The sequence below is a fragment of the Ruegeria sp. CDSA033 genome, assembly GCF_059612305.1.
Map to the genome: position 1 here is coordinate 242,145 of NZ_JBXWQI010000002.1, position 26,729 is coordinate 268,873.

Annotated in this window: 30 protein-coding genes; 18 read left to right on the plus strand and 12 right to left on the minus strand. The window is 58.1% G+C overall.

Annotation, left to right across the window (positions count from 1 at the left end; all coding sequences use genetic code 11):
- Nucleotides 1-70: 70 nt before the first annotated feature.
- Nucleotides 71-298, minus strand: a complete 228-nt coding sequence (locus AC2FLA_RS04485; RefSeq protein ID WP_496720818.1) for a hypothetical protein — start codon at nucleotides 296-298, stop codon at nucleotides 71-73.
- 282 nt (nucleotides 299-580) lie between these two features.
- Here AC2FLA_RS04485 and AC2FLA_RS04490 point away from each other — a divergent pair, with 282 nt between their 5' ends.
- Nucleotides 581-1,363: a Hint domain-containing protein gene (locus AC2FLA_RS04490; RefSeq protein ID WP_282169096.1), complete on the plus strand. Its 783-nt coding sequence runs from the start codon at nucleotides 581-583 to the stop codon at nucleotides 1,361-1,363.
- 117 nt (nucleotides 1,364-1,480) lie between these two features.
- On the opposite strand, the gene AC2FLA_RS04495 is transcribed toward AC2FLA_RS04490, so the two are convergent.
- The gene (locus AC2FLA_RS04495) at nucleotides 1,481-1,981 is read right to left on the minus strand and encodes an Lrp/AsnC family transcriptional regulator (RefSeq protein ID WP_058275538.1); all 501 of its coding nucleotides are present in this window, start codon (nucleotides 1,979-1,981) and stop codon (nucleotides 1,481-1,483) included.
- Nucleotides 1,982-2,207: 226 nt separating this feature from the next.
- Here AC2FLA_RS04495 and trxB point away from each other — a divergent pair, with 226 nt between their 5' ends.
- The 5 genes from trxB to AC2FLA_RS04520 all read left to right on the plus strand — a co-directional run bounded on the left by trxB (nucleotide 2,208) and on the right by AC2FLA_RS04520 (nucleotide 8,244).
- Nucleotides 2,208-3,149, plus strand: coding sequence for a thioredoxin-disulfide reductase (gene trxB / locus AC2FLA_RS04500; protein ID WP_282118987.1), 942 nt, complete (start codon nucleotides 2,208-2,210; stop codon nucleotides 3,147-3,149).
- A gap of 4 nt (nucleotides 3,150-3,153) precedes the next feature.
- Complete coding sequence (locus AC2FLA_RS04505) at nucleotides 3,154-3,630, plus strand: RES family NAD+ phosphorylase (protein WP_282118986.1); 477 nt, start codon at nucleotides 3,154-3,156, stop codon at nucleotides 3,628-3,630.
- A gap of 51 nt (nucleotides 3,631-3,681) precedes the next feature.
- On the plus strand, nucleotides 3,682-5,352 hold the full coding sequence (locus AC2FLA_RS04510) for an adenylate/guanylate cyclase domain-containing protein (RefSeq protein ID WP_496720820.1): 1,671 nt from the start codon (nucleotides 3,682-3,684) through the stop codon (nucleotides 5,350-5,352).
- Between the two features lie 206 nt (nucleotides 5,353-5,558).
- Nucleotides 5,559-7,277: a bifunctional sulfate adenylyltransferase/adenylylsulfate kinase gene (locus AC2FLA_RS04515; RefSeq protein WP_496720822.1), complete on the plus strand. Its 1,719-nt coding sequence runs from the start codon at nucleotides 5,559-5,561 to the stop codon at nucleotides 7,275-7,277.
- A gap of 109 nt (nucleotides 7,278-7,386) precedes the next feature.
- Entirely contained in the window at nucleotides 7,387-8,244 is an 858-nt protein-coding gene (locus AC2FLA_RS04520; RefSeq protein ID WP_496720824.1) for a hypothetical protein, read from the plus strand.
- Here AC2FLA_RS04520 and AC2FLA_RS04525 read toward each other — a convergent pair.
- From AC2FLA_RS04525 to AC2FLA_RS04540, 4 genes are all read right to left on the minus strand, one after another.
- Nucleotides 8,241-9,110: a hypothetical protein gene (locus AC2FLA_RS04525; protein ID WP_496720826.1), complete on the minus strand. Its 870-nt coding sequence runs from the start codon at nucleotides 9,108-9,110 to the stop codon at nucleotides 8,241-8,243. The two genes, AC2FLA_RS04520 and AC2FLA_RS04525, sit on opposite strands and share 4 nt — an antisense overlap.
- Entirely contained in the window at nucleotides 9,107-9,994 is an 888-nt protein-coding gene (locus AC2FLA_RS04530; protein WP_496720828.1) for a PhzF family phenazine biosynthesis protein, read from the minus strand. The genes AC2FLA_RS04525 and AC2FLA_RS04530 overlap by 4 nt, the downstream gene beginning before the upstream one ends.
- A 96-nt stretch (nucleotides 9,995-10,090) precedes the next feature.
- Nucleotides 10,091-10,315, minus strand: a complete 225-nt coding sequence (locus AC2FLA_RS04535) for a DUF1150 family protein (RefSeq protein WP_058275531.1) — start codon at nucleotides 10,313-10,315, stop codon at nucleotides 10,091-10,093.
- A 5-nt stretch (nucleotides 10,316-10,320) separates the two neighbouring features.
- The gene (locus AC2FLA_RS04540; protein WP_058280036.1) at nucleotides 10,321-10,734 is read right to left on the minus strand and encodes an Hsp20 family protein; all 414 of its coding nucleotides are present in this window, start codon (nucleotides 10,732-10,734) and stop codon (nucleotides 10,321-10,323) included.
- A 164-nt stretch (nucleotides 10,735-10,898) separates the two neighbouring features.
- Here AC2FLA_RS04540 and AC2FLA_RS04545 point away from each other — a divergent pair, with 164 nt between their 5' ends.
- The 4 genes from AC2FLA_RS04545 (at nucleotide 10,899) to AC2FLA_RS04560 (ending at nucleotide 13,508) form a co-directional block, all read left to right on the plus strand.
- Nucleotides 10,899-11,123 carry a YdcH family protein gene (locus tag AC2FLA_RS04545; protein WP_058275529.1) on the plus strand — a complete coding sequence of 75 codons (225 nt, stop codon included), beginning with the start codon at nucleotides 10,899-10,901 and terminating at the stop codon, nucleotides 11,121-11,123.
- Nucleotides 11,124-11,200: 77 nt separating this feature from the next.
- A complete protein-coding gene (gene purE / locus AC2FLA_RS04550; protein ID WP_496720974.1) occupies nucleotides 11,201-11,686 on the plus strand; it encodes a 5-(carboxyamino)imidazole ribonucleotide mutase in 486 nt (161 codons plus the stop codon).
- Nucleotides 11,683-12,441, plus strand: coding sequence for an NAD(P)-binding domain-containing protein (locus tag AC2FLA_RS04555; RefSeq protein ID WP_496720830.1), 759 nt, complete (start codon nucleotides 11,683-11,685; stop codon nucleotides 12,439-12,441). Before purE ends, AC2FLA_RS04555 begins: the two co-directional genes overlap by 4 nt.
- Nucleotides 12,441-13,508 (plus strand): 5-(carboxyamino)imidazole ribonucleotide synthase, encoded by a 1,068-nt coding sequence (locus AC2FLA_RS04560; protein ID WP_496720832.1) that lies wholly within the window; start codon nucleotides 12,441-12,443, stop codon nucleotides 13,506-13,508. Before AC2FLA_RS04555 ends, AC2FLA_RS04560 begins: the two co-directional genes overlap by 1 nt.
- A gap of 1 nt (nucleotide 13,509) precedes the next feature.
- On the opposite strand, the gene AC2FLA_RS04565 is transcribed toward AC2FLA_RS04560, so the two are convergent.
- The 6 genes from AC2FLA_RS04565 to AC2FLA_RS04590 form a co-directional block, all read right to left on the minus strand.
- Nucleotides 13,510-14,661: an alpha-D-ribose 1-methylphosphonate 5-triphosphate diphosphatase gene (locus AC2FLA_RS04565; RefSeq protein WP_496720834.1), complete on the minus strand. Its 1,152-nt coding sequence runs from the start codon at nucleotides 14,659-14,661 to the stop codon at nucleotides 13,510-13,512.
- Entirely contained in the window at nucleotides 14,658-15,431 is a 774-nt protein-coding gene (locus tag AC2FLA_RS04570; protein ID WP_496720836.1) for an alpha/beta fold hydrolase, read from the minus strand. The genes AC2FLA_RS04565 and AC2FLA_RS04570 overlap by 4 nt, the downstream gene beginning before the upstream one ends.
- 38 nt (nucleotides 15,432-15,469) lie before the next feature.
- Nucleotides 15,470-16,312, minus strand: coding sequence for a DMT family transporter (locus tag AC2FLA_RS04575; protein ID WP_496720838.1), 843 nt, complete (start codon nucleotides 16,310-16,312; stop codon nucleotides 15,470-15,472).
- 187 nt (nucleotides 16,313-16,499) lie between these two features.
- The gene (gene groL / locus AC2FLA_RS04580; protein ID WP_058275524.1) at nucleotides 16,500-18,143 is read right to left on the minus strand and encodes a chaperonin GroEL; all 1,644 of its coding nucleotides are present in this window, start codon (nucleotides 18,141-18,143) and stop codon (nucleotides 16,500-16,502) included.
- A 54-nt stretch (nucleotides 18,144-18,197) separates the two neighbouring features.
- Entirely contained in the window at nucleotides 18,198-18,485 is a 288-nt protein-coding gene (locus AC2FLA_RS04585; RefSeq protein ID WP_058275523.1) for a co-chaperone GroES, read from the minus strand.
- Between the two features lie 153 nt (nucleotides 18,486-18,638).
- Nucleotides 18,639-19,313, minus strand: coding sequence for a DUF2161 domain-containing phosphodiesterase (locus tag AC2FLA_RS04590; protein ID WP_496720840.1), 675 nt, complete (start codon nucleotides 19,311-19,313; stop codon nucleotides 18,639-18,641).
- Between the two features lie 148 nt (nucleotides 19,314-19,461).
- Between AC2FLA_RS04590 and AC2FLA_RS04595 the strand changes: the two genes are divergently transcribed.
- The 8 genes from AC2FLA_RS04595 to AC2FLA_RS04630 all read left to right on the plus strand — a co-directional run bounded on the left by AC2FLA_RS04595 (nucleotide 19,462) and on the right by AC2FLA_RS04630 (nucleotide 26,723).
- Nucleotides 19,462-20,409, plus strand: a complete 948-nt coding sequence (locus tag AC2FLA_RS04595) for a TraB/GumN family protein (protein WP_496720842.1) — start codon at nucleotides 19,462-19,464, stop codon at nucleotides 20,407-20,409.
- A 106-nt stretch (nucleotides 20,410-20,515) separates the two neighbouring features.
- Entirely contained in the window at nucleotides 20,516-21,436 is a 921-nt protein-coding gene (locus AC2FLA_RS04600) for a manganese-dependent inorganic pyrophosphatase (protein WP_496720844.1), read from the plus strand.
- Nucleotides 21,437-21,570: 134 nt separating this feature from the next.
- Nucleotides 21,571-22,641: a DUF389 domain-containing protein gene (locus AC2FLA_RS04605; protein WP_108859273.1), complete on the plus strand. Its 1,071-nt coding sequence runs from the start codon at nucleotides 21,571-21,573 to the stop codon at nucleotides 22,639-22,641.
- 109 nt (nucleotides 22,642-22,750) lie between these two features.
- Nucleotides 22,751-23,626 (plus strand): TIGR01459 family HAD-type hydrolase, encoded by an 876-nt coding sequence (locus AC2FLA_RS04610; protein WP_496720846.1) that lies wholly within the window; start codon nucleotides 22,751-22,753, stop codon nucleotides 23,624-23,626.
- A gap of 100 nt (nucleotides 23,627-23,726) precedes the next feature.
- Nucleotides 23,727-24,170, plus strand: coding sequence for a MaoC family dehydratase (locus AC2FLA_RS04615; protein WP_058275996.1), 444 nt, complete (start codon nucleotides 23,727-23,729; stop codon nucleotides 24,168-24,170).
- A gap of 116 nt (nucleotides 24,171-24,286) precedes the next feature.
- Entirely contained in the window at nucleotides 24,287-25,219 is a 933-nt protein-coding gene (locus AC2FLA_RS04620) for a bifunctional riboflavin kinase/FAD synthetase (RefSeq protein WP_058275997.1), read from the plus strand.
- The gene (locus AC2FLA_RS04625; RefSeq protein ID WP_058275998.1) at nucleotides 25,216-25,689 is read left to right on the plus strand and encodes a YcgN family cysteine cluster protein; all 474 of its coding nucleotides are present in this window, start codon (nucleotides 25,216-25,218) and stop codon (nucleotides 25,687-25,689) included. Before AC2FLA_RS04620 ends, AC2FLA_RS04625 begins: the two co-directional genes overlap by 4 nt.
- Nucleotides 25,689-26,723, plus strand: coding sequence for a threonine aldolase family protein (locus AC2FLA_RS04630; protein WP_282118966.1), 1,035 nt, complete (start codon nucleotides 25,689-25,691; stop codon nucleotides 26,721-26,723). The genes AC2FLA_RS04625 and AC2FLA_RS04630 overlap by 1 nt, the downstream gene beginning before the upstream one ends.
- The last annotated feature ends 6 nt before the right edge of the window (nucleotides 26,724-26,729 follow it).

Consider the following 26,729-nt stretch of genomic DNA (forward strand, 5'->3'; position numbering starts at 1 on the left):
CGACCTTCGACTTTACTGTTTAAATCCTGAGTCAGCCTTATCGGTGCCGCATTGACGCGTCACACTGATCCTACACAGGAACCCGGGGTAGCTGCCCCGGCACGAGCAGGAACAATAACATGAAGGTTAAATCTCGTTTTCTCAGTGCCGTTGTTGCGGCCACGCGAGAACAGGCACCGGAAATGCCGTGGAAACGGGTTTCCAGTTCTTCGGTCAGGGTCGCGCGCCGCTTGGCACGCCAACGCTGACCAAAAGCCCAAGGAACCATGCTGCCGGTTCCAAGGGTCAAGACGCACATCGGAGGGGTGCTCCGGGCCGATGTGTGACTAACCGCTGAAATTTCCAGCGGCGATGTTTAGGGGTGTGTGTGCGCAGGTAATTTCCGCCTGCGTTTTAATGAGTTTGTCTGGGGGGTCAGCGTGTTGACCAAAGAAAAATGTAAATCCATCGCATTGCGACGCCTTAAAGGCGCGCGACCTGTGGTCGCCATCTCTCTAAAGACAAAGAAAACGCCGGTCAGGTTGCCCTGTACGGAGGGCTTTACCCGTCTGAACGGTATTTTAGAGGGGACGGAATGAAAATGACAATTCCACATTCCTTGACGCGCGCAGCCAGAAACGCGGTCGAAACTTCGGCCATGCTGCGCGAAATTCCGAGGACAAACGCAAGACCAAAGGCCCAGTTGCGGCGCTATGAGGTCAGTACCTTGATGCCAAACGGAGATGTTTCGCAAACGCGCCACATCGCTCCGGCATTGCCCATGTTCGAAGACGCCTTTTGTGCCTTTACACGCGGATCCCTGGTGGAAACCGAAAACGGCCCATTGGCGATCGAAGATCTGCTGCCGGGCGACTTGGTTCTGACACAGGATGGCGCGCTGCAGACCGTGTTGTGGAAGGGGTCGGTGACCCTGATTCCCGGACGCGAGGATTCGCGTGGTCGAACACGCCCGCTAACTCGGATCATGGCCGATACATTTGGAATGCAAAAGCCGCTGTCCGGCGTAATCGCGGGACCCGCAGCACGTCTGCTGGGCACACCTGCGCATCTGCGCCATTTACACGACGGGGCCGAAATTCTGACCCCTGTCCATGAATTCCAGGACGGTATGAGCGTGATCGAAACATTGCCGCCGACCCCGATTGAGCTGTTTCACATCTGCCTGAAACGTCATTCGGTCATCAAGGTCGATGGCCTGCAATTCGAATCATACCATCCAGGAGTCAATGCCGCACGCCAGGTTAGCCAATCGCTCAGATCGATCTACCTGAACTTGTTTGCGCATATCGAATCGCTGAGCGATTTTGGCCCGCTGGTTTTGCCACGCGCCGGAGACGGTGAGATAGATGCGCTTACGGCCTGAAAACAAAAAACTAACTGCAGTGTGGGGGCATTATGCAGCTGATAATTAGTTGGGTTCTATCATTGACGGTCGCAGCATTTCTGCCGCCGTCAAAATCGCATCAAAAGCGAATGATGTTCACGCCGTCCGGTTCATTCGTTCTTCCAGAACGTCGAAGGGAACGCCGGGTTCGTCCTTGGCGCCGCGAATAACCAGCGATGTTTTTACGCTGGCTACATTGGGCGTAGTCAGCAGCTCGCCCGTCAGAAACTGCTGAAAACTGCTCAGGTCGGGGGCGACGCATTTCAGGATAAAGTCCACCTCGCCGTTCAACATGTGGCATTCCCGAACCAGCGGCCATTCGCGGCAGCGTTCCTCAAATGCGTTAAGTTCGGATTCGGCCTGGCTTTCCAACCCCACCATGGCAAAGACCTGAACCTCGAACCCCAACTCGCGTGAGTTCACATCGGCATGGTAGCCGCGAATAAGCCCGGATTCTTCCAACGTACGCACGCGCCGCAGGCAAGGCGGCGCTGAAATACCTACGCGTTTTGCCAACTCGACATTGGTCATGCGACCGTCTGCCTGCAATTCTGCCAAAATCTTGCGGTCAATCTCATCCAGCCGTATCGCGACCATGAAATGCTCCTAATTTTTCGGTTGTTATATCAGCACCCGACCAATGCGCAATTATCTTTCGCACCTGCGCAATATTCTATATTTTCAATGTTCTTTTTTTGGGCACCTTGCCGCAAATGCATGACTGCCTGTCAAAAGGTTGGGGGTTTAAGCCCTGCGCGACGCTCGCTATATCCATCCGTCAGGGGCCACGCGCCCCAATCAGGCAGATCGAGTTGGGGGTACTATGGCCGAAACACGACACACCAGGGTTCTGATCATCGGATCGGGACCGGCCGGTTACACGGCCGGCGTTTATGCAAGCCGCGCGATGCTGGAGCCGATTCTGGTTCAGGGCATCGAGCCGGGCGGCCAGCTGACCACAACGACCGAGGTCGAAAACTGGCCCGGAGACACCGAGGTTCAAGGCCCCGACCTGATGGTGCGTATGCAGGACCATGCCAAGGCGATGGGCTGTGAAATCATCGGTGACATCATCAACGATCTGGACCTCAGCAAACGCCCGTTCACCGCAACCGGCGACAGCGGCACTGTTTACACAGCAGATGCCGTCATTCTGGCCACCGGCGCGCGCGCCAAATGGCTGGGCCTGCCGTCGGAAGAGAAATTTAAGGGCTTTGGCGTTTCCGCTTGCGCGACCTGCGACGGCTTCTTTTATCGCGGACAGGAAATCGTGGTCATCGGTGGCGGCAACACCGCCGTAGAAGAGGCGCTGTTTCTGACCAATTTTGCCAGCAAGGTCACTTTGATCCATCGTCGTGATGAGCTGCGCGCGGAAAAGATCCTGCAGGACCGGCTGCTGAAGCATGAAAAAATCGAACCCCTGTGGTTCCACGAGTTGGAAGAAGTGACCGGCACCGATGCCCCGCTGGGTGTCGAAGGTGTGCGGGTCAAAAACGTGAAGACCGGCGAGATTACCGAGATCCCCTGCAAAGGCGTTTTTGTCGCGATCGGACACGCACCTGCCAATGAACTGGTCAAGGACTCACTGGAAAGCCATATGGGCGGCTATGTCGTGACCAAGCCAGGTTCGACCGAGACCTCGGTGCCGGGTGTATTTGCCGCCGGGGATCTGACGGACCATATCTACCGGCAGGCTGTGACCAGCGCCGGCATGGGATGCATGGCCGCGCTGGATGCCGAGCGTTTCCTGGCCGAACAGGATTGATCTGATGCTGGAATTCTCTGGCCCGGTCTGGAGAATTCTTTTTCTGACGCAATTGGACGCCCCTTTGGCCCCTGCTCGGGCGCCAGAGGGGCGTTTTCATTACTCGGGGCAGACGGCGTTTTACGCCTCGCTCAGCGCAGAAGGTGCTGGGGTCGCTATTCGAAGATATGTTTCGGCGGGCGATCCACCACGGGTCTTACAGCGGGCAACCGTGACAGGCGCAAAACTGGTCGACTTACGTGGACAGCGCAAGGCATCGGTCGTTTGGCAGGACATTCACGCCAAGCAGGGCACCTCGCCGACATGGACGTTCTCGGACCGCGCGCGTGACGCAGGCGCTGACGGGTTGCTATACAGCTCACGCTCGCGCCCCGAACTCAGCCACATTGTCCTGTTCGACCCGTCTCCTTCGCTGATCCGTGTGAATACGCCGTCAACAGATTGGACACCGCCCTATCCGCAACCTGCGCTTGACCGCTAAGCTGCGGCGTATCAGACTCGGCCTCAAGCGAGACCAACGCAGGTGATCTGATTGAAAACTGTTCTGTGGCAAGGCGGGTGGGCGACCCGGCTGAGGATCGGCAGCGGCCTAGTTCTGTTCGCCTTTGCGTTCTTTCACTTCATCAACATCGGCCTTGGTCTGTTTCACACGGACTACCTGCATGACATGCAGGATGCCCGGCATGTAATCACACGTCACGATGTAGGCAGCATAATACTCTATGCTGCTCTTTTGATTCACGCGGGGTTAGCCCTGTACTCGATCAGCCAGCGCCGGACTTTGCGCATGCCGTTCAGCACGGGGTTGCAGATGGTTCTGGGGTTGTTGATCCCATTGCAGCTGATCTCGCATATCGTGCAAACGCGCTATGCGAACACGGTTTACGATGTGAACGATGAAATGGGCTATATCATCGTTCTGATGTGGCCGAGCTACGCGGTCTGGATGCAAAGCCTGTTGTTGCTGGTGGTGTGGGTGCATGGCTGTATCGGACTGCACATGTGGCTGCGGCTGACCCGCTGGTGGCCCAAATTGGTGCCATATCTGATTGGCCTGGCTGTGTTTGTTCCGACATTTGCCCTTGCCGGAGTGTTGACGGAGGGGCGCCGTATCTGGGCTGATTTTGCAGACCCGTTTTTGCGCGAACAATATATCGAGCATTACAACTGGCCCTCTCCCGAAGACTTCCAGCACCTGTTCAGCGTAAAAGACAATGCGCTCATGGCGTTCTGGGTGGCCCTTGGCGCATCCCTGGCGGTATTTGCGATCCGCAAGCTGTGGCGCCGCCGACATTCCGTGCGCGTCAAATACGCTCAAGGCCCTGAGGTCGTTGCCGAAAAAGGAATGACCCTGCTTGAAATTTCCCAGGCCAACGGCATTCCACACACGGCGCTATGCGGTGGCAAAGGGCGCTGCACCACCTGCCGCGTGATTGTCGAGGCGGGCGGGGATCAACTGCCCGAACCTGGTGAGGTCGAAGCCCGAAGCCTTGCTGCGGTCAGCGCCCCGGCGGGTGCCCGGCTGGCATGTCAAATCCGACCGATGGCTCCGATCACGGCGTTTCGCATGTTCCGTCCAGATGGCGCCCGACACCGGGCACATGCAAGCCAGGGTCAGGAACGGCAATTGGCGGTCCTGTTTCTGGACATGCGCGGCTTTACCTCGCGCACCGCTGGCCAACTGCCCTATGACATCGTTTTCCTGCTAAACCGCTTTTTCGACGCCATCGTTCCGGCGATCACGGCTGAGGGCGGAGTGGTCGACAAATACATGGGCGACGGCCTGTTGGCCGTGTTCGAAACCGCCGACGCGCGAAGCTCTGCGCGTGCCGGGATGAAAGCGGCCATTGATATCAGCCTTGCCTTGCAGCGTTTCAACCAGCAGCTGGAAACAGAAGGCAGCCCTCGGATCCGCATCGGAATGGGCCTGCATCTGGGGGACCTTGTTCTGGGTGAAATCGGTGCCGCGGGCCACGCCGCCCGTACAATCATCGGCGACACCGTGAATGTGGCCAGCCGGTTAGAGGCCGAAACCAAGAACCTGGGCTGCGAACTTCTGGTCTCGGAAGAGTTATTGCTGGCGGCAGGATATGACGGCGATATGCGGCAGGTTCGCCCATTCGACCTGCGTGGCGTGACGCGCCCGATTCCTGCCCTGCCCGTCCCCAAAGCCGCAGATCTGAACGCCAGTGTTGCTGCATAAGAACACTCGCTCTCAATTCTGCGGAATTGTTGCCCGCCTCGGGAACCAGCTTCGCAGATTGCCACACAAACCGGAATATCCTTCCATTGCGGGGAAAAACCGCGCATATCGTCCTTTGTTTCACCAAGGTATATGGACTTCACCCAAAAGCCGGGGCAAACGCCCCTTAATCACTGGCAAAACAGCACTTCGATAAGAGTATTCCTATGACGATGTTAAGTAACCTGGCCCCAATCCCCGAATTGTTCGTGTCCTACGATTCAGCACAGAAACTGAAGGTGGAAGCCGCAGATCTGACCAGCTGGGACCTGAGCCCGCGCCAGATCTGCGATCTGGAATTGCTGATGAACGGCGGGTTCAACCCCCTCAAGGGGTTCCTGAGCCAGGCGGACTACGACAATGTCGTTGAAAACATGCGGCTGGCCGACGGCACCTTGTGGCCGATGCCCATTACTCTGGACGTGGACGAGGCGTTTGCCGACAAAATCGAATTGGGCCAGGACATCGCTCTGCGTGATCAGGAAGGCGTCATTCTGGGCACCATGACCGTTACGGATCGCTGGACGCCTGACAAAGCGCGTGAGGCCGAGAAAGTCTTTGGTGCAGATGATGACGCCCACCCGGCGGTGAACTACCTGCACAACGTCGCGGGCAAAGTTTATCTGGGCGGTCCTGTGGTCGGCATTCAACAGCCGGTCCATTACGACTTTCGCGCGCGCCGCGACACTCCGAACGAGCTACGCGCCTATTTCCGCAAAGTCGGCTGGCGGCGTATCGTGGCGTTCCAGACCCGCAACCCGCTGCACCGCGCGCACCAGGAACTGACGTTCCGCGCCGCGAAAGAGGCGCAGGCCAACCTGCTGATCCATCCGGTCGTGGGCATGACCAAACCGGGTGACGTCGACCACTTTACCCGCGTGCGCTGCTATGAAGGGGTATTGGACAAATACCCAGCCTCGACCACCTCTATGTCGCTGCTGAACCTTGCAATGCGCATGGCCGGCCCGCGCGAGGCCGTCTGGCACGGGCTGATCCGCGCCAACCACGGCTGCACGCATTTCATTGTCGGCCGCGACCATGCTGGCCCGGGCAAGAACAGCCAGGGCGAAGATTTCTACGGTCCCTATGACGCGCAGGATCTGTTCCGCAAATACCAGGATGAGATCGGCGTCGAGATGGTTGATTTCAAACACATGGTCTTTGTGCAGGAACGCGCGCAATACGAGCCGAACGACGAAATCCTCGACAGGGACAACGTTACGATCCTGAACATTTCGGGCACAGAACTGCGCCGCCGTTTGCGTGAAGGTCTTGAGATTCCGGAATGGTTCTCGTTCCCCGAAGTTGTACAGGAACTGCGCAGTCGCTTCCCGCCGCGTTCGCAGCAGGGATTCACTGTGTTCTTTACCGGCTTCTCTGGCTCGGGCAAATCGACGATAGCCAACGCTCTTATGGTCAAGCTGATGGAGATGGGCGACCGCCCTGTTACCTTGCTGGATGGTGACATCGTTCGGAAAAACCTGTCGTCCGAACTGGGCTTTTCGAAGGAACACCGCGACCTGAACATCCGCCGCATTGGCTATGTGGCCAGCGAGATCACCAAGAACGGCGGCATCGCAATCTGCGCCCCGATCGCGCCCTATGCCACGACCCGCCGTGCGGTCCGGGAAGAGATCGAGCAATTCGGTGCCTTCTGCGAGGTTCATGTGGCCACCACCATTGAGGAATGCGAACGCCGCGACCGCAAGGGACTGTACAAGCTGGCCCGCGAAGGCAAGATCAAAGAGTTCACCGGAATCTCGGACCCTTATGATGTTCCCGCGGACCCCGAACTGAGCGTCGAGACCGAAAATGTCGAGGTCGACAACTGCGCCCATCAGGTTTTGCTGAAACTGGAAAGCATGGGTCTGATTGCAGCATCCTAATTGTTACAACGAACAAGCAAAGCGGCCAGAATTGGCCGTTTTTTTGTTGATTGACATGCGAACGCTGCCTTGGTGCAAATGCAGACCCTAACCAAAATGCAAAGTGCCCATGACCCGCGACTTGCCTGCAATTGCCGGTTTCTGGTTCGGTTCAGATCTGAGCTGGCTCGAAGCGTTATGCATTCAATCCTATCTGGATAACGGTCACCGGTTTATCCTGTATAACGTGCATGACATCCAAGGCGTGCCTAGCGGCACCGAGATACGGCCCGCTTCTGATATCCTTTGGCCAGCGCCGTTTGATTTCCGACCGGAAGACCGGTTAGGGGTCGCAGTGTTTTCTGACATCTTTCGACTGCGGCTTATGCAGAAAACCCCGTTCATCTGGGTCGATCTGGATGCATATTGCGTCAAACCATTCGACTTTTCTTCGACTTACGTTTTCGGGTCGTCGCAATCAGGCACCTTTCCCAACGGCATCCTGCGGCTGCCGGAAGGTTCAGAGACACTGGCGTTATGGATTGATTTCGTGACCTCGGCCAACCCTACCCAGCCCTGGCGTGGCGGTCGGCTGTTTCGACACAATCGCAGGCGCATCCGAAACGGTGAAACCTGGGGCATTGAAACACTGCCCTGGGGCAGCTCTGGCCCCAAGGCGCTGGAGTTTTTTCTGCGCCGGACCGGCGAAGACAGCCACGCGATGCAGTCGGATGTGTTCTATCCTTTGAACAAGGAACAGCTATGGAAACTGCACGATCCGCGCATTTCCACGGCCGAGATCGAACGGGATAAGGTGCATTCAGTCCACATCTACGGACATCAGAAAAAATTCATGGCAGCCAAAACCGCCGGGCTGCCGGTCAGCGGATCATATCTGCAGCGGCTTTGCCTTCGACATGGGATCGACGCCTTGGCGAACCCGATTTTACCGGTGGGGTGGCTGGCCCCGCGGCCATTGGACGACTAGGCCGCGTTTATCTGTTCCCGCAGGGTTCGCACCGCACGGCCATCAAAGTCACCGAACTCTGCCGCCTTGCTTTGCTCAGCTTTCAGATGCGGCAGACGTTCAGCATAGTCGTCAGCGGACAGGCTGTTGATCGCGCGCTGAATGTCGGCCTCGGACTCACAGAGGATCATACCGGCTGTGTCCATGAAGTCCCCGATATTCGGACACCCCCAATAGATCGGGACCGTTGAGCATAGGATCGCATCTGTCAGCTTTTCCGAGAAATAGTTCTTCTCGCGCACATTCTCGATCACAACGGAATAGCGATACGGTGCCAAACCGTCGGATTTGTGATCAAACGGCGTGTATCCACGCCCCATGATTTCAACGTCGGCGCCCGTTTCACGCACCCAGTCAATCACCGAATGGCGCAGTTGGTGCCCCTCCAGATCGCGTTTGGCTGAGGCGATGAGCGAGCAGGACTTCGTTTTCTCTACGTTGAGGTCACGCCAATCCGGCACCATCGTCACGCCGTAGGGCAGAAACACCGCATTGGGAAGGTTTCGCAACAGCACATCATGAAACGTCATCACCCGAAAAAACCGCCGCCAAGTGTAGCGGAGCATCTTGTCGTGCTTGGCGTGAATGGCCGACGGTTCGCCCATCATCAGCGAAATCCGGGCGCGGGTGCCCCGGCGCAGGCGCAAATGCACGGTAGAATTGGGATACATGATCAGATGGTCAGTACGCTCAAGATCGCCTACCGTTTTTCCCTCCAACCGCTCGGGGCACCCTTCGGGCCAGATCAGATCGGACAATGGAACCGAAGCCAGTTTCAGCCCTAATCGATGCCCGTAAGGCAGGATGGCGATTGCGGGTTCGGTCATGACAGTTGCCTGAGAAAATTGACCTGTCCGCGCATTAGAATATAGCCGCGACCCGCCACCTTGATACCGGTCATCGCATCGGCGGGTCCAACGCGTTTAACGGTCGCTTGGCCGGGGCGGCCCAAGTCGTGGCCCTGTTCTGCCGTAAACGTATCTTTGGGCATCAAACCATACTTCCACAGATAAGCTGCCATCGCCCCGGTTGCTGATCCCGTGAAGGGGTCCTCGGGCGGGCTGGGCGGCAGCATCAACAGACGTGAGAATGTGTCGCCCGCCTCGGTCGCACCTTCCAGCGTCACAAGGAAGGGCTCGGCCATGTCCGACCCCGAATACCCGCCTGCTTCGATCACTTTTCGCAAAGGTTCTTCAACCAACTTCGCGGCGCGCAAGGCTTCATGATCGCGCAATACGGTGACACAAAAGGGCAACCCTGTGGATACCATCTGAGGTGGGGAGATGATCGCGCTTTCCGGCAGGCTGATGGCGGTGGCAACCAGATCGGCAGGAACCATCGCACCAAATTGCGGGGCAACCTGCGTCATCTCAATCTCATCACCATTGAGTTGGATGGAAACGATCCCTGCCCCGGTGTCCAGTGTCAGTGCATCCCCCTGAAACAGCCCACGCGACCGCATCGCCGCGACAGTGGCAATGGTTGGATGACCCGCAAAAGGGATTTCACGGCTGGCCAGAAAATAGCGCACTTGGAAGTCGGCCACGTCAGACGGCCCGGTAAAGGTACATTCGACCAAGGACGTTTCGCGCACGTAAGCCGTGCAGATATCTTTGGGTAGGACGGCCCCACCATGCACCACGGCGCATCCATTGCCGCCAAAGGCGCGGTCGCTGAATGCGTCCACCCAGTCAAAATCAAACCAACTCATGTTTGGTGCCTCCGCCCTGCGAACCCGTATTGGTTCGCATATCTCACCCGTGGGGCGGCGGATGTCACGGGAAAATCACACGTTGCGCGGGCCGTTTTAGTGCACGGCCACCGGGGAAAAGTCATGTTCGCGCGCCAGAATAAAGGCCAGCTTGCGATCTGCGACCAGGGCCAGTTGCTGACCATCTGAGTCATGCACAGCGTAGAGCTGATCCAGATCACCGGCCTGTTCGCGCACTTCGCGCGGCAGGTCAGCAACATCGACGGCTTTTACATAGACGATCCGGTCGCCTTCGGTGTTGATTTCAATCGGTGTATTCATTGCTCTTACCCCTTCCGTATATTGATTGTCTGAACCACGGTTTCAGGCACGGCGCGGGTCAGATCCACATGCAGCAGACCGTTTTCCATGATCGCCTCGCCCACCTCGACACCGTCCGCCAGCACAAACATGCGCTGGAACTGACGCGCCGCGATGCCGCGATGCAGAAAGATGCGCCCCTCGCTATCGTCGCGTTGACGGCCCCGGATCACCAGTTGGCGATCCTCGATGGTAATCGACAGGTCCTGTTCCGCAAAACCGGCTACAGCCAGCGTGATGCGATAGGAAAAATCCGAGGTCTGTTCGATGTTATAGGGCGGGTATCCTTCGTTTCCGGCCTTTGCAGACCGTTCTAGAAGGCGTTCCAATTGCTCGAACCCCAAAAGATGCGGGTATGAGCCAAGAGTAAGTTTCGACACGTATTTTCGTCCTTTATTGCCAAAGCGACGTGTGGTGCGGTCCCGTTTTGGCAACCGCGTATGATAGAATATGGGAATATGCAGGGATGTCCACAAGGTCTGGCCGGATAAACCCTGACACACTATCTTGTGTGGAAAGCACCACAACAACAACCGAGTCGTTCATGAACGCGCCCACTGACATTTCAATGAAAACAGATGAAGTTCTTCGGGTCGAGCTGGAGGTATTTCGCCGCCAGCACCGCGATCTGGACGAGGCGATCGAGGCGCTGCAAGCGACGGGGACGTCGGATCAGTTAACGATCAAGCGGCTGAAAAAGCAGAAACTGCGCCTTAAGGACATCATTCGCCTGATCGAGGATCGTCTGACCCCGGATATCATCGCCTGAAGGCCCTGTACCGCATTGCCAGATAGGCCGATTTGGCTATAGTGCGCGCTCTTTCGGCAGGCAAGGGCGACAAGCGGATGAGCGATGTGAAAGTGGGGATCATCATGGGCAGCCAGTCGGACTGGCCCACGATGAAAGAAGCCGCAGACATTCTGGATGAACTGGGCATTGCGTATGAAAAACGCATCGTTTCGGCCCACCGCACCCCTGATCGCCTTTGGGACTATGGCAAAACCGCCGTTCAGCGCGGCCTGGATGTGATTATCGCGGGTGCGGGCGGTGCTGCACATCTGCCCGGGATGATGGCCTCAAAGACGCGCGTGCCGGTGATCGGTGTGCCTGTTCAGACTCGCGCCCTGTCCGGCGTCGATTCGCTATACTCCATCGTGCAGATGCCCAAAGGCTTTCCGGTGGCGACGATGGCCATCGGATCGGCCGGTGGGGCCAATGCCGGATTGATGGCGGCCGGTATCCTTGCCCTGCAAGACCCAGCGCTGGCTGATCGTCTGGATGCCTGGCGCGCGGCCCTTTCGACCTCAATCCCCGAGGAACCGCAGGGATGAGCCGTATCGGCTTCATCGGAACCGGACATATTGCAGCCCCCATTGCGCGCTTTCTTGCGGCCAAGGGGCACGAGATCGCTGTGACTGAGCGCAACGCCACAGTCTCGGCCGAACTGAAAGCTGAACTGGATGTCGTGGTCGCGAACCCACAAGCGGTTCTTGACGCATCAGACATCGTTTTTCTTTGCCTGCGCCCCCAAATCGCTCCGAACGTTTTGCAACAGCTAAACTTTCGCTCGGATCAGCAGATTGTATCGGTGATGGCGGCTGTATCGGTGGATCAGCTTGCTGCGCTATGCGCGCCCGCAACTGACTTTGTACAAACGATCCCACTGGGTTTTCTTCAACAAGGTGGATGCCCGCTTGCAGCGTTCGGAAACGACGCCTTGCTGGCTGAATTGTTCGAACCCGAGAACCCGGTCGTTAAGGTATCCAACGAGGCCGCGTTGAATGCACATTTTGCCGTCTGCGCCATGGTCCCGGGCCTTCTGGACGTGTTGGCAACGGGTGCCGAGTGGCTGGCCGAGCAAACGGGCGACGCGGATGCCTCAGAGTTTTATACGACACAGCTGCTATCCGGGTTTCTGCACACAATGCAAACCGGGCAAGCCGGGCGTTTGGCCGAAGAACGGGACGCGCTGGCAACGGATGGAACACTCAGCCTGCAAATGACGCAGGCCTTGCATGCGGGCAACGCACATGATGCGCTGCGCTCGGCCCTGCAGGCGATTGGAAAAAGGTTGGAGACTGACTGATGACGGACATGCTTGCTCCGGGGGCGCGGATTGGAATTCTGGGCGGTGGCCAATTGGGCCGGATGTTGTCCGTCGCGGCGGCCCGGTTGGGCTTTGTAACCCACATCTATGAGCCGGGTGCCAACCCACCCGCCGGTCAGGTGGCGGATCGTGTGACCACCGCAGCTTATGATGACGCAGCGGCGCTTAAAGCGTTTGCCGAGTCGGTTGATGTCATCACCTATGAATTCGAAAACATCCCAACCGAAGCGCTGGACCTGCTGGAATCTCATTGCCCTATCCATCCGGGGCGCGAGGCGCTTCGGGTCAGTCAGGATCGACTGACCGAAAAGACTTTCCTTGCCGGGTTGGGTCTGAAAACAGCGCCGTTCGCCGACATCACCGATCTGGACAGCCTAAAGGCAGCGATTGACCAGATTGGCACGCCAGCCATCCTGAAAACACGTCGTTTCGGCTATGACGGCAAGGGACAGGCGCGGTTGCGCGGTCCCGAGGATGCCGAGGCCGCACTGGCCGATATGGCAGGTGCGCCTGCAATCCTCGAAGGGTTCATCAACTTCAGCCACGAGGTATCGGTCATCGCCGCCCGCGGCATCGACGGTCAGGTGGCCTGTTTCGACCCCGGCGAGAACGTACACCGCGACGGCATCCTGCACACAACGACGGTCCCTGCCCGCCTCGCCCCGGCACAGCGGACGGATGCTGTTCTGTTGGCCGCCAATATCCTGAACGCGCTGGACTACGTCGGCGTCATGGGCGTCGAACTGTTCGTCACACCGCAAGGGTTGATCGTGAATGAGGTTGCACCTCGGGTGCATAACTCGGGTCACTGGACACAGAACGGCTGCGCGGTGGATCAGTTCGAACAGCATATCCGCGCCGTGGCAGGATGGCCCTTGGGTGATGGGCAGCGCCATTCGGACGTGGTCATGGAGAACCTGATCGGTGATGATATGGACCGTGTGCCGGAATTGGCACGGGAACGCGACGTGGCGCTTCATCTCTATGGCAAGGCTGAGGTCAAACCGGGCCGCAAGATGGCGCATTTCAACCGCATCACGCGGTGACTCAGCCCACGAACCGTGCGGCGATATCGCCGGACATGAAACTAACCCGCCCACCTGCCAGCGTGGCGGCGACGCGGTGGGACCGAGCATCAAGGATCACTAGGTCTGCGCGTTGACCCGGGGCGAGTGTGCCCCGGTCCAGCAACCCAAGAACCCGTGCCGGACCGGAAGAGACCAACGCCCAGGCTCCGGCCAGATCCAACAGACCGGATTTGGCCAACATCAAAGCCGCGCGCCTGGGACTGGGGTAATGGTAATCCGAGGCGAGCGCATCACACAGCCCCATCGTGATCAGATCCAACGCGCTGACGTTGCCCTTGTGCGATCCGCCACGCACCACGTTGGGTGATCCGAGAATAACGTGATCCCCAGCAGCCCGTGCAGCCTCGGCTGCCTCTAGCGTTTCTGGGAATTCCGCGATCTGCGCCCCCCGCGCCCGCCAATCGGCGCGGGTTTGGGCGGTTGCGTCGTCATGACTGCCCATACGGACACCCTGTTCGGCCAGCGCCGTACAGAGTGTGTCTAAGGCAGCGGGCACGTCATCCCGGCGGGCATGCATGGACAGCAGCATCTCAAAATGTGCGTCCGGATTGCGCCCGGCCTTAAGCGCCTGACCCGTCAAACGTGGCGGCTTGCGCCCCTCGGCCAATCGGTCGTGCGGCAAGTGGTCGTTGAACACGACATAGGGCACCCGCCAATCGGTGATGCGTTCAGGCAGGCTGGGGTATTCCTCCAGCATGTGTGTTTCGAACCGTAGCTGAGGTAGCAGATCAGTCACCACACGATCTTTGACCGACGCGATGGCATCGAACACTTGGCCTGCGAATTCAGGGCCGCGCACGCCGCCCTCCCAACTGAGGAACTGGGCCAGAACCGCCGTCGTAATCCCGTTGGCGGCCAGTTCGGCCTCGACCGACAGGATGCCCTCGTCCATCTGCTTCATCGCCCCTCGTCGCGGTGCGATGTGGCGCTCGAACCCATCGCCGTGCAGATCGATGATACCGGGCATCACAAGATATCCCGACAGATCGATTGTTCGGCCTGCGCGGTCCTCTTGCACGATCCCCTCTGCAATGGGCAGGTCTGCACGAGTCATCCCTTGGTCCGGCAACAAGACCTCTGCGCCGGATAAAGTTAGAGAAAGTGCGGTCATTGGGACGGCTCCGACGCGGGTTCCGAACAATCCTGCCCGATGCAAATTTCGTCGATGATTTCCATCACCCCGTCCAACCATGTGATCTGTGGGTCAAACTGTCCAAACTCGATGAAATGCAGCGCCTGCGCCATAACGCGGGGGTTGTTCATCATGAATGTGTGGGTCACTGGCAGTACGATATGGTCCGCCATCCCGTCGACCTTGGTGGTCTCAACCGAGACCTTGCCGTCATCCGACCCATCGATCATTGACGAAAACAGCGGGTTCAACGAATTCTCGCCGGCGATGACACCCAGTTCGAAATCCGCAGGCGGCAGTTGCCTTGGGATACCTTCGGGGCCCGTCCCCAACGCCAGGCCAGCCGGGCCATTCAGCATCCCGAACACCTCATACGCGCTAAGTTCGTCCACCAACTGACTGCCCTGATTGGGCGGGCCGAGCATGACCACGCGGCCCAGATTTTCCGGATGGTTATCCTGCAGCCAATAGCGCAATAAGATGCCGCCCATCGAATGCGCAACCACATTGACCTTGTCGTCACCGCATTCGGCAAATGCATCTGGCAGTGTCTGTGCAGCCAATTCGGGAATAGGTAGGTTAGTGGATGGATATCCCGGGCGCACGACGGTATAACCATGCGTCTTGAACAGCTGTTCCATCACGGTAAAGGACGCTTCGGTCCGTGCCAGCCCATGCAGCAGGACCACGCATTTTGCCTGCACAATGGCAGGCACAAAGAACAGAAAGAGGGCAAGCAAATAACGCATAGCCGCCAGATAAGGCCTAACGTCCAGCGAATAAACCCCTACCGCGGCGTCCTGCGCAGAACAGCCAATGCAATTCCGCCCAATACCAGACCCGCCCCCAGGATCAAACGCAGACTGGCGGCCTCACCCAGCAGGAGGATACCGCCAATAATGGCTATGATCGGAACGCTGAGTTGCACGACGGCCGCCGTTGTGGGCGTCAATTCCCGCAGAACCTGATACCACAGCGCATACCCCATCCCCGAAGTAACCGCGCCGGCCAGCACGGCCAGCAAGTATCCGTTAGCGGTCATGTGCCAAGCCCCTCCTGTCGCCAACAAAGCCAGCGTTGTCACGGGCAATGCCACGACAAAATTGGCCGCAGTGCCGGATAAGGCATCCGGTTCGGACTTGCCAACCAACGAATAGATCGCCCAGCCGATCCCGGCGGCGATCATCAGGGCAGCCCCGATCGGGTTGACCTGTATCGATCCGGACGGCCACAGCACGTAGACCAACCCCAGCAACGCGATTGCGGCGCCCGCGATCTGCTGACCAGTGGGCAGCGTGCCTTTCATTGATGTCGCAGTGAACATCGTCACCTGCACCACCCCAAACAGGATCAGCGCGCCAAGACCCGCGTCCAGCGTCAGATAGGCGACAGAGAATCCGATCATGTACAGGGACAACGACCCCGCCCCGGCAATCCTGCGTCGGTCAAACAGGGGCAAGTGGCCAGCCCTTAGAAGAACCAACCCGGCCAGCACCACTGCACCAGCTAAGACCCGCACCACGGCAAAGGCAGCAGGATCGCTGGCGCCACTATCAATCGCCAGACGATTAAGTATTGAGTTGGACGCAAAGGCGCACATCGTCAGGCACGTGAATAGGAACAGTTTCATATCAACCGCATAGCCGGTTTCGGCGCGTTTTGCACACTGACATTCCTGCGGGATGGTCCGCAAAACGAAACGGGGCCGCCCGAAGGCGACCCCGTCCCTATATTTTAAGGCTTCCCCTTCGGCAGCTTGGCCTTACAGCCAAGCGCCTGTCGGGACCGTCAGAATTCGCCGAGGCGAATTCGACGTCTTACATCATGCCGCCCATGCCGCCCATGTCGGGCATGCCGCCGCCAGCAGGCGCGCCGTCTTTGGCAGGCTTGTCAGCAACCATTGCTTCGGTGGTGACCAGCAGGCCAGCAACCGATGCTGCATCTTCCAGCGCAGTGCGGACAACTTTGGCCGGATCGATAACGCCGAACGAGAACATGTCGCCATACTCTTCGGTCTGAGCGTTGAAACCAAAGGCCGCTTCCGAAGATTCGCGAACTTTGCCTGCAACAACTGCGCCGTCGACGCCCGCGTTCTCAGCAATCTGGCGCAGCGGCGCTTCGATGGCTTTACGCACGATATTGATGCCTGCGTCCTGATCAGCGTTTGCGCCTTTCAGAGTGTCCAGTGCTTTACCGGCCTGAACCAGCGAAACGCCACCGCCCACAACAACGCCTTCCTGAACGGCTGCGCGCGTTGCGTTCAGAGCATCGTCAACACGATCCTTACGCTCTTTCACTTCAACTTCGGTCATGCCACCTACGCGGATAACAGCAACACCGCCTGCCAGTTTGGCAACGCGCTCTTGCAGCTTCTCACGGTCGTAGTCCGACGAGGTTTCTTCGATCTGAGTGCGGATCTGGGCAACACGTGCTTCGATCTCGGCTTTCTCGCCAGCACCGTCGACGATGGTGGTTTCGTCTTTGGTGATTTCGATTTTCTTGGCAGTGCCCAGCATGTCCATAGTGACGGACTCGAGCTTCATGCCCAGATCTTCGCTGATGACCTGACCGCCGGTCAGGATTGCGATGTCCTGCAGCATGGCCTTGCGGCGATCGCCGAAGCCCGGTGCTTTGACAGCAGCAATTTTCAGGCCGCCGCGCAGTTTGTTAACAACCAGAGTTGCCAGCGCTTCGCCTTCAACGTCTTCTGCAATAATCAGCAGCGGCTTTTGCGACTGGATCACTTGCTCCAGCAGCGGAACCATCGGCTGCAGCGAGGACAGTTTCTTTTCGTGCAGCAGGATCATGCAGTCGTCGAGATCTGCGATCATTTTGTCTGCGTTGGTGACGAAGTAAGGCGACAGGTAGCCACGGTCGAACTGCATACCTTCGACAACATCGGTCTCGGTTTCCAGACCTTTGTTTTCTTCGACGGTGATAACGCCTTCGTTGCCAACCTTCTGCATCGCGTCTGCGATTTGCTGACCGATTTCGGCTTCGCCGTTGGCCGAGATGGTGCCAACCTGAGCGACTTCTGCCGAGTCTTTGACTTCACGCGCCATCTCTTTGATGCCTTCAACGACTTTGGCAGTTGCCAGGTCGATGCCGCGCTTCAGGTCCATCGGGTTCAGGCCAGCAGCAACCTGCTTCAGACCTTCTTTGACGATCGACTGAGCCAGGACAGTTGCAGTGGTGGTGCCGTCGCCAGCTTCATCATTGGTGCGGCTGGCGACTTCTTTCACCATCTGCGCGCCCATGTTTTCGAACTTGTCTTCCAGTTCGATTTCTTTGGCAACCGATACACCGTCTTTGGTGATGCGCGGTGCGCCGAAGGATTTGTCCAGAACCACGTTGCGGCCTTTGGGGCCCAGGGTCACTTTGACAGCATCGGCCAGGATGTTCACACCTGACAGCATGCGGTTGCGGGCATCGGTGTCGAACTTGACGTCCTTAGCAGCCATGTTGTTTCTCCTTGAGAAAAATGTTGGAAATGAAGATCAGAGAAGCGTGGGCGCTTACTCGATGATCCCCATGATGTCGCTTTCTTTCATCATCAGCAGCTCTTCGCCGTTGACCTGAACCTCGGTGCCCGACCACTTGCCGAACAGGATCTTGTCGCCAGCTTTTACAGCCATTGCGATCAGTTCGCCGCTGTCCTTGCGCGCGCCTTCACCGGTCGAAACGACTTCGCCTTCGCTGGGCTTTTCTTTTGCGCTTTCGGGAATGATCAACCCGCCTGCGGTTTTCTCATCGCTTTCGGTACGACGAACCAGCACACGGTCATGAAGCGGTTTCAATGCCATCTTTGCAGCTCCTTGGGCTCAAAGTTTATCTATCCTCCCCTCGCCGGCTGGCGAGGCGTTAGCACTCAAGGGTAGAGAGTGATAACGACGCATAGCTAGGGAGTCGGAAACCCCGAGTCAACAAGCTGTGATGGATTTTTTTGGTTGCGAGGCTCAGCTGGTCTCTTCCCAGCTATAGGCCCAGTGCTTCAACCCTTCGGCCCCCGTAGCCGACAGCGCATAGACCCCCTTATCGACCTTGTCGAACCACCCGTAGTGATTATCCCGCATCAGGCGCGTGGCCTGGGCGACGCCGGTGGATTGGGCAACTTCCGCCCCCTTTGTCGCGCCGCATTCGGCCAGATGGGCTGCACATTTCAGCGCGTCCTGACGATAGGCCGTCACGATCCCGTGCCGGGTGGCCCCACCTGCGTTGGGATCACCTTCAAGCCGGTCAAATTCACGGAGCAGACGAGCCGCCTTTACTTTGTTTTTTCGCGGTGCATACGGGCCCGGGTCACATTGCACCTCGACCGCGCCGTCGGCACGTACAGTGATCAGACCAAGACCAAGCCTGCGACACAGCGCTAAATTGTCCTTTAACGCACGCCGCGCGGTTCGCCCTTTTGGTTTGCACACACCGACATATACCTGATCAGTCACCCTTAACCGCGTGATCGCCTGATGAAACAGCGCCAATGAGAACCGCAGCTTTAGCTCAACAATCACCGGCTCATCGCCATCCCGAACAGCGACGATATCGGCAGCGCCGACTTCGCCTTTGACGGTATAGCCCTGGCGCTCGAACAGCGCCTTGATCGGCGGGTATAGATCCTGCTCGCGGTCCATTCCGCCATGCTATGCAAATTTGCCGCGAACGCCAGCCATCACCTGCATCTGGCTTGAATACATTGCTGCGCAAAGGCAATGTCGCGGTCACACTGTAGTTTCCGAGATGATCCTTATGCGCTTGTTTGCACCGCTACTTTTCCTATTCTTGCCCGCCACCATACAGGCCGCATGCGAAGGGAATGATCTGAGGCCGGGACTGAGCCCTGCGGTAAAGTCCGAATTGCAACAGGCAGTGGCCGATATCCCGTTTCCCGAAGGCAATCACTGGATCGCGTCCCAGGGCGACACGATCCTGCACCTTGTTGGTACGTTGCATGCCAATGACCAACGCATGGACGCAGTGGTAGAACGGCTAACGCCGGCCCTCAGCGATGCGGACGCGTTTTATTTCGAGGTCACGCAGGAAGAAATGGACGCGTTCGAACAAGACCTGGCCAAGGACATGAGCCCGGTGATGATCACCTCGGGACCCAGCCTGATTGACCTGATGTCCGAGGAAGATTGGTCTGCCCTGTCTGACGGGCTATCCGAGCGCGGTATCCCCGGCTGGATGGCAGCCAAAATGCGTCCCTGGTTTCTAAGCATGATGCTGGGCGTCCCCCCGTGTATGATGCAGGACCCCAGTGCGAGCCACGGGATGGACGCCCGTCTGGATCAACTGGCTGACGAGTTGGGCATCCCCAAACGCTCGCTTGAACAGGTTGCCGATCTTATGAGTATGTTCGACAGCCACCCCATCGAAAAGCAGGTCCAGTCCCTTGTGCGGATGGCCGGTGCCATGGGCGGCAGCGAGGATCAACTGGCGACGATGGCTAATGCATATCTGGAAGAGAAACATGTTGAAATCATCCAGCTCGCCCGCCTTCAGGGATTGGAAGAATCGGGTCTGTCGCCCGAGGTTTTCGACGAGGAATGGAACGATTTCGAACAAAAACTTCTGGTCGAGCGCAACAGCATCTGGATGCAGAAAATTCTGAACATTCAGGAGCAAACTGCCGTGATCGCGGTCGGCGCCGGGCATCTTGGGGGCGACTTCGGGCTGCTGAACCAATTGCAACAGGCCGGGTACACCCTGACCCGTGCCCCGTTCTGACCCACCTCGATTTCAGACCAACCGTCGCAGCGTAAACACTGTCGGGTGACAACCCCGGCGGACCGCCCTATAAGGCGCGCAAAATGATCACCCTCAGGACGCTGACATGACAACGCTCGTATTTGGACATAAATCCCCCGACACCGACTCCACAGGTTCACCTATCCTGTGGTCATGGTACCTGAACGAAATCAAAGGCGAACAGGCTGAACCCGTTCTGCTGGGCGAACCCAACACCGAAGCAGCATTCCTGCTGCAGCGCTGGGACCTGCCAAAGCCGCGCATCATCGAGGACGTGGCCGAGGGCGCACCGGTAGTCATCGTGGACACCAACAACCCGGCCGAGCTGCCAGCCAGCGTAAACAGCGCCGACATCCGCGCAATCATCGACCACCACAAGCTGGTTGGCGGTCTGGAAACCAAAGGCCCGATCGACATCACCGTGCGTCCGCTGGCTTGCACTGCGACCATCATGATGGACCTGATCGGTGACGACGCCGCCGAGATGCCCGACGCCATCAAAGCCGCCGCACTGACCTGCATCCTGTCGGATACGCTGGAATTCCGCTCACCCACCACCACCGCACATGACCGCGCAGTGGCCGAGAAGCTGGCTGCCGAGCTGGGTCTGGACGTCGCGACCTATGCCGCGGAAATGTTCGCGGCCAAATCGGATGTGTCGTCTTTCTCGGACGCCGAACTGATCCGCATGGACAGCAAGGAATATGAGGTCGACGGTACCAAGTTCCGCGTTTCGGTTCTGGAAACCACCGCACCGGGCGTTGTACTGGACCGCAAGGCAAGCCTAGCGGGTTCGATGGCTGACGTGGCCAAGGAAGACGGCGTTGATCAGGTTCTGCTGTTCGTGGTCGATATCCTGAACGAAGAGGCCACCCTGCTGGTGCCGAACGATCTGGTCAAAGACGTCGCGGAAAAGAGCTTTGGCGCAAGCGTGGACGGCGATGCCGTAGTCCTGCCCGGCATCATGAGCCGCAAAAAACAGATCATCCCGAACCTCAAGGTTTGACGCTGACAAACATCCCAACCGAAAGGCGCCCCACCCGGGCGCCTTTTTTCTTTGCTACTAATGTTTTGCGCGAATGGCATCCGTTGGTAGTCTGCCATCAATAGCCAGACAGCGAATTGGGTCAGACGACGTTCATGAGTTCCCGCAAGTTCAGCACTACACGCGACATCCTGAGGTTTGAAGGCAAGGACAAATCTGCCTATTGGCGGCGGTTTGCCATGCTTCTGACCTTATCCGTGGTGATCGCCACGATGGGCATGCTGCGAGATTCCAGTGCGGTCGTCATTGCCGCAATGCTTGTTGCGCCATTGATGACCCCGATCCTTGGGGTTGCGGCGGCGATGGTGATGGGATGGCTGGGTCGCGCGTTCAAACTGGCTTTGATTGTCTGCGGTGCCGCGGTAATCAGTGTCTTGCTGGCGTGGCTTCTTGTCTATGTCGCAGACGTCCCGCGCGGCATTCTGATCCCCGATCAGGTTTTGGCCAGAACGGATCCGGGAACCGAGGATCTGATCGTTGCGCTGGCCGCCGGAGTGGCTGCAGCTTACGTTCAAATCAACCGGTCCGAGGCCAGCCTGCTTCCCGGTGCAGCCATCGGGGTGTCCTTGGTGCCACCTCTGTCTGCTTCGGGTGTGTTGCTGTATTTCGACGAGCCCGCCGAGGCCTATGAGGCCGGCCTGCTGTTTGCCACCAACCTTGGAGCGATCATTCTGTCGGCCTGCGCGGTTTACATCGTATATGCAGCGCGGGCGGTGGTGTTTAGCAAGGGTCGGCGCAAGCTGAACTTCACAGCAAGCGTGGTGGTGACACTGGCATTCCTAGCCTTCGTTGTCCTTCAACTGGGAAAGTCGACCTACAACCGTTACCTCGAAACCCGGACCGAAGCACAGTTGGCGCAAACGATCCGGGACTGGGCCGATCCGGTGTCAGTTGAGATCATCCGCGTGGACGTGAATGCCAAACGTAAACACGCCGATATTTGGCTGATCGTGGACCTTCCGATTGAAGCGGCTTACAAAGTATCCTCGATCGCCGGTTTGCTGCCCGAGACCCTGCGTGAGACGCCTTTGGTCGACGTACTTCAGAAAGAGCTGGGGCCGGGTTATCTGGTCGTAGTGCGTTTCCAGAACAGGATCGGCGCACAGATCATATTGGGCACCGAAAACGTCCAACAAGCACCCGATGTCGAAGAAATCGTCGAATGACACGATCAGACACACCGTGTTCGACCCGCAATTGGTATTGCGGGATGGCCAAGAGGTGAAAGCTTTGCCATAGCTGTCACAACTCAGAATTTCAGGTCCCGAGGCTCCCATGACCCAGATCATCCACACGCTTTCCGAGATTTCAGGCCGCTACAAGGCACTGTTCGTAGACCTGTGGGGATGCGTTCACAACGGCATCACTGCCTATTCCGATGCGGTCGCGGCTTTGCAAAACTACCGGGCGCAAGGCGGGATCGTTGTGCTGGTCACCAACTCACCCAAACCGCGTGCTGGCGTGGCTGAGCAGCTTGGACAATTCAATGTCCCCGCAGATGCCTATGACACCATCGCCACCAGCGGGGACTCGGCTCGGTCGGCCATGTTCCGTGGGGCGGTTGGTGAAAAAGTCTATTTCATGGGGGAATGGGAACGCGACGCGGGTTTCTTTGAGCCGCTAAAAATACTACACCATCCGATCCACATCGAACGTGTCCCGCTGGATGAGGCCGAAGGGATCGTCTGCTGCGGGCCGTTCGACCCAATGGCGGATCCGGCGGTCAATCGCGCCGATTTCCTCTATGCCAAGCAGAAAGGCATGAAGCTGCTCTGCGCCAACCCCGACATCGTTGTTGACCGGGGCGAGATACGCGAATGGTGCGCGGGCGCGTTGGCGAAGCTGTATACCGAGATGGGAGGCGAGAGCCTGTATTTCGGAAAACCCCACCCGCCGATCTATGATCTTGCGCGGCGCAGGCTGCAGGAATTGGGTCATGACATCCCTGATGGCGACATTCTTGTGATCGGCGACGGCCCACATACGGACATTCTCGGCGGTATGGGCGAAGGGATTGATTCTCTGTTCATCTCGGGTGGTTTGGCCGCAGCGGAAACAAAAACTGAGCATCATCCGCATCATGAATCCCTAAGTGATTATATTGCAAAGGAAAACATCAATCCTACCTACACAATCGGTCGATTGAGGTAGTCAGAAAAGACTTGATTTTCTGCAGTTGCGAAGTAATAAAGTTGCCAAACCGGGGCAACTTGAGTTGTTTTGTTGCCCATTGAACTCGAGTGAGGGCGACATGTTGGATAATCTTCCACGCGGCACGATCTGTATTGAAGACATCGAGATGGGCATGACCCGCCACCTGCGCAAAGTGGTGACGGACGAAGATATCGAGATGTTCGCGCAGGTTTCGACGGACCGGAATCCGGTACACTTGGACGACGACTATGCCCGCGACACGATCTTTGAAGGGCGTATCGCCCACGGCATGTTGACGGCGGGCCTGATCTCGGCCGTGATCGGCGAGCAGCTGCCGGGCCACGGCACGGTCTATATGGGTCAGTCTCTCAAATTTCTGGCTCCGGTGCGCCCCGGTGATATGGTCTATGCCGAGGTCAAAGTGATCGATATTGATTTTGCCAAGCGTCGCGTGAAACTGGATTGTCACTGTGCGGTCGACGGCAAGAAGGTGTTGGTGGGCGAAGCGATGGTTCTGGCCCCGTCGCGCAAATTCGACTGAAGCCTCGATACCTCTATCCTTTTGAAGGGCGCCGGAAACGGTGCCCTTTTTTGTTGCGCAGCATTTGGACCAATCAGGTGCTTGAACCCGGTCTCCAGTCCCGCTAGGCAAGCTGCATGCAGATCATCCGTGATTTCCAGTTTGTCGAGCCAGAAGACCGCGGTGCCAGTGTGGCAATCGGGAACTTCGATGGCGTACATGTGGGCCATCAGTCGGTGATTGAACTTGCACAAAGCGTGGCCCCGGATGCTCCGCTTGGTGTTCTGACGTTCGAACCTCACCCTCGCGAGTACTTTGCACCCGATGCCCCACCTTTTCGTCTGATGCGCGGAAACGCACGTGCGCACCGGTTGGAGAAACTGGGTGTGCAAAAGCTGTACGAATTGCCGTTCAATGCAGCGCTTGCCGGTCTGACGCCCGAAGGCTTTGCCCGCAATGTCATCTGCGAGGGGCTTGGTCTATCGCACGTCGTGGTCGGCGCGGATTTCTGTTTTGGCAAAGGGCGCAGTGGCACCGCCGAAGATATGGCCCGTTTCGGGCAAGAAATGGGGTTTGGCGTCACCATTGCACCGCTGATGGAACGGTCTGACGATGTGGTATCCTCGACTGGTATCCGCACCGCGCTGACCGATGGCCGCCCCCGCGACGCCGCGGCAATGCTGGGCCATTGGCACCGCGTCGAGGGCGAAGTGATCGGCGGTGAACAACGCGGGCGCGAGCTTGGGTTCCCCACCGCGAATATGTCCATCGAAGGGTTGCACCCGCCAAAATTTGGCGTCTATGCGGTGCTGGTCGATGTGCTCGACGGACCTCATCAGGGCAGCTATCACGGCGCCTCCTCGGTTGGCGTACGGCCAATGTTCAACGGAGAGGTTCCGAATATCGAGACCTTCCTGTTCGATTTCTCAGGCGATCTGTATGGTTCGACCTTGTCCGTCGGCCTGGTCGAATACCTGCGCCCCGAGATGACGTTTGACGGGCTGGATGCCCTGATCGCGCAGATGGATGCCGATTGCGACAAGGCCCGCACCCTGTTGGCCGCGCTATGACCACCGATCCGATCGATCGCAAAGGCCTTGGCCCGCGGTTCTGGGAACGCAAACCGCTAACCAAGATGAACCAGCGCGAATGGGAAGCCTTGTGCGACGGCTGCGGCAAGTGCTGCCTGAACAAGCTTGAGGATGAGGACACCGGCGAGGTCGCCCTCACCTGCGTCGCCTGCCGTCTGCTGGACGACGAAACCTGCCGCTGCACACAATACGACATCCGCCACCAATTCGTCCCGGAATGCATCGTGATGAAGCCCAACAACATCGACGATCACGCCTATTGGCTGCCCCAAACCTGCGCCTATCGACTGCTGTGGGAGGGGAAACCGCTGTACGAATGGCATCCCCTGATATCAGGTACACCGGACAGCGTGCACGCAGCTGGCATGTCAGTTCAGGGGCGCACGGTGTCCGAATTCGAAACCCCCTTGGAAGAGTGGGAAGACTATATCATTGAGGAACCCAGCTGATGTATTTCGCCTCTGACAATTCCGGTCCGGTTCACCCACAGGTCATGGCCGCGTTGAACGAAGCCAATCAGGGCTATCAAATGGCCTATGGCGCGGACACCCTGATGAACGAAGTGCGCGATCGTATTCGCGGAATCTTCGAAGCGCCAGGGGCCGCAGTTTATCTGGTGGCCACCGGGACAGCCGCGAATTCGCTGGCTCTGGCGACACTCTCAAACCCATGGGAAACCGTGTTCTGTTCACCCGTCGCGCATATCCACGAGGATGAATGCAACGCGCCCGAGTTCTATAGCGGCGCAAAGCTGACACTGGTGCCGGGCGGCGACAAGATGGAGCCCGCAGCGCTGCGTCGCTCGATTTTGGCCGAAGAAACACGTGGCGTGCACGGCCCCCAGCGTGGGCCCGTGTCGATCACTCAGGTGACAGAGCGTGGCTCGGTTTATTCACTGGCCGAATTGCAGGCGCTGTGCAGTATCGCCAAGGAATACGACCTGCCAGTTCATCTGGATGGTGCCCGGTTCACCAACGCGTTGGTCGCGCTCAATTGCTCGCCCGCTGAGATGACGTGGAAAGCGGGCGTCGATGCGGTCAGCTTTGGCGGCACCAAGAACGGGTTGATGGGTGTCGAAGCGGTAGTTTTCTTTGACGAATCCAAGGCCTGGGAATTCGAACTGCGGCGCAAGCGAGGTGCGCATCTGTTCTCCAAGCATCGTTACTTGTCCGCCCAGATGGCCGCATATCTGAACGATGATCTGTGGCTGCAGATGGCGCGACAAGCCAACGCCAACTGCGCGCATCTGGCCGATGGTCTACGCGGCAAAGGCGCGACCTTTCTACATGAGCCGCAAGCCAACATGATCTTTGCGCAGTTTTCGCGCGCGCGTCACAAGCAGTTGCACCAAGCGGGTGCGGTTTATCATCTGTGGGGCGCAGAGCTGGACGGTGCGGATGACGACGAGATCCTGGCCTGCCGACTGGTCTGCGACTGGTCGATCAACTCAGATGATATCGACCGGTTCATCGGCTTGTTGTGATTTCAG

Excerpts from the sequence above, each read along its gene's own strand:
- AC2FLA_RS04555 (WP_496720830.1), top strand. The coding sequence starts at position 11,683 with ATGAGCCGTATCGGCTTCATCGGAACCGGACATATTGCAGCCCCCATT.
- AC2FLA_RS04590 (WP_496720840.1), bottom strand. The coding sequence starts at position 19,313 with ATGGACCGCGAGCAGGATCTATACCCGCCGATCAAGGCGCTGTTCGAG.
- AC2FLA_RS04560 (WP_496720832.1), top strand. The coding sequence starts at position 12,441 with ATGACGGACATGCTTGCTCCGGGGGCGCGGATTGGAATTCTGGGCGGT.
- AC2FLA_RS04625 (WP_058275998.1), top strand. The coding sequence starts at position 25,216 with ATGACCACCGATCCGATCGATCGCAAAGGCCTTGGCCCGCGGTTCTGG.
- AC2FLA_RS04585 (WP_058275523.1), bottom strand. The coding sequence starts at position 18,485 with ATGGCATTGAAACCGCTTCATGACCGTGTGCTGGTTCGTCGTACCGAA.
- AC2FLA_RS04490 (WP_282169096.1), top strand. The coding sequence starts at position 581 with ATGACAATTCCACATTCCTTGACGCGCGCAGCCAGAAACGCGGTCGAA.
- AC2FLA_RS04515 (WP_496720822.1), top strand. The coding sequence starts at position 5,559 with ATGACGATGTTAAGTAACCTGGCCCCAATCCCCGAATTGTTCGTGTCC.
- AC2FLA_RS04530 (WP_496720828.1), bottom strand. The coding sequence starts at position 9,994 with ATGAGTTGGTTTGATTTTGACTGGGTGGACGCATTCAGCGACCGCGCC.
- AC2FLA_RS04630 (WP_282118966.1), top strand. The coding sequence starts at position 25,689 with ATGTATTTCGCCTCTGACAATTCCGGTCCGGTTCACCCACAGGTCATG.
- trxB (WP_282118987.1), top strand. The coding sequence starts at position 2,208 with ATGGCCGAAACACGACACACCAGGGTTCTGATCATCGGATCGGGACCG.
- AC2FLA_RS04575 (WP_496720838.1), bottom strand. The coding sequence starts at position 16,312 with ATGAAACTGTTCCTATTCACGTGCCTGACGATGTGCGCCTTTGCGTCC.
- AC2FLA_RS04565 (WP_496720834.1), bottom strand. The coding sequence starts at position 14,661 with ATGACCGCACTTTCTCTAACTTTATCCGGCGCAGAGGTCTTGTTGCCG.
- AC2FLA_RS04535 (WP_058275531.1), bottom strand. The coding sequence starts at position 10,315 with ATGAATACACCGATTGAAATCAACACCGAAGGCGACCGGATCGTCTAT.
- AC2FLA_RS04520 (WP_496720824.1), top strand. The coding sequence starts at position 7,387 with ATGACCCGCGACTTGCCTGCAATTGCCGGTTTCTGGTTCGGTTCAGAT.
- AC2FLA_RS04525 (WP_496720826.1), bottom strand. The coding sequence starts at position 9,110 with ATGACCGAACCCGCAATCGCCATCCTGCCTTACGGGCATCGATTAGGG.
- AC2FLA_RS04615 (WP_058275996.1), top strand. The coding sequence starts at position 23,727 with ATGTTGGATAATCTTCCACGCGGCACGATCTGTATTGAAGACATCGAG.
- AC2FLA_RS04600 (WP_496720844.1), top strand. The coding sequence starts at position 20,516 with ATGACAACGCTCGTATTTGGACATAAATCCCCCGACACCGACTCCACA.
- groL (WP_058275524.1), bottom strand. The coding sequence starts at position 18,143 with ATGGCTGCTAAGGACGTCAAGTTCGACACCGATGCCCGCAACCGCATG.
- AC2FLA_RS04495 (WP_058275538.1), bottom strand. The coding sequence starts at position 1,981 with ATGGTCGCGATACGGCTGGATGAGATTGACCGCAAGATTTTGGCAGAA.
- AC2FLA_RS04545 (WP_058275529.1), top strand. The coding sequence starts at position 10,899 with ATGAACGCGCCCACTGACATTTCAATGAAAACAGATGAAGTTCTTCGG.
- AC2FLA_RS04620 (WP_058275997.1), top strand. The coding sequence starts at position 24,287 with ATGCAGATCATCCGTGATTTCCAGTTTGTCGAGCCAGAAGACCGCGGT.
- AC2FLA_RS04505 (WP_282118986.1), top strand. The coding sequence starts at position 3,154 with ATGCTGGAATTCTCTGGCCCGGTCTGGAGAATTCTTTTTCTGACGCAA.
- purE (WP_496720974.1), top strand. The coding sequence starts at position 11,201 with ATGAGCGATGTGAAAGTGGGGATCATCATGGGCAGCCAGTCGGACTGG.
- AC2FLA_RS04570 (WP_496720836.1), bottom strand. The coding sequence starts at position 15,431 with ATGCGTTATTTGCTTGCCCTCTTTCTGTTCTTTGTGCCTGCCATTGTG.
- AC2FLA_RS04485 (WP_496720818.1), bottom strand. The coding sequence starts at position 298 with ATGTGCGTCTTGACCCTTGGAACCGGCAGCATGGTTCCTTGGGCTTTT.
- AC2FLA_RS04610 (WP_496720846.1), top strand. The coding sequence starts at position 22,751 with ATGACCCAGATCATCCACACGCTTTCCGAGATTTCAGGCCGCTACAAG.
- AC2FLA_RS04605 (WP_108859273.1), top strand. The coding sequence starts at position 21,571 with ATGAGTTCCCGCAAGTTCAGCACTACACGCGACATCCTGAGGTTTGAA.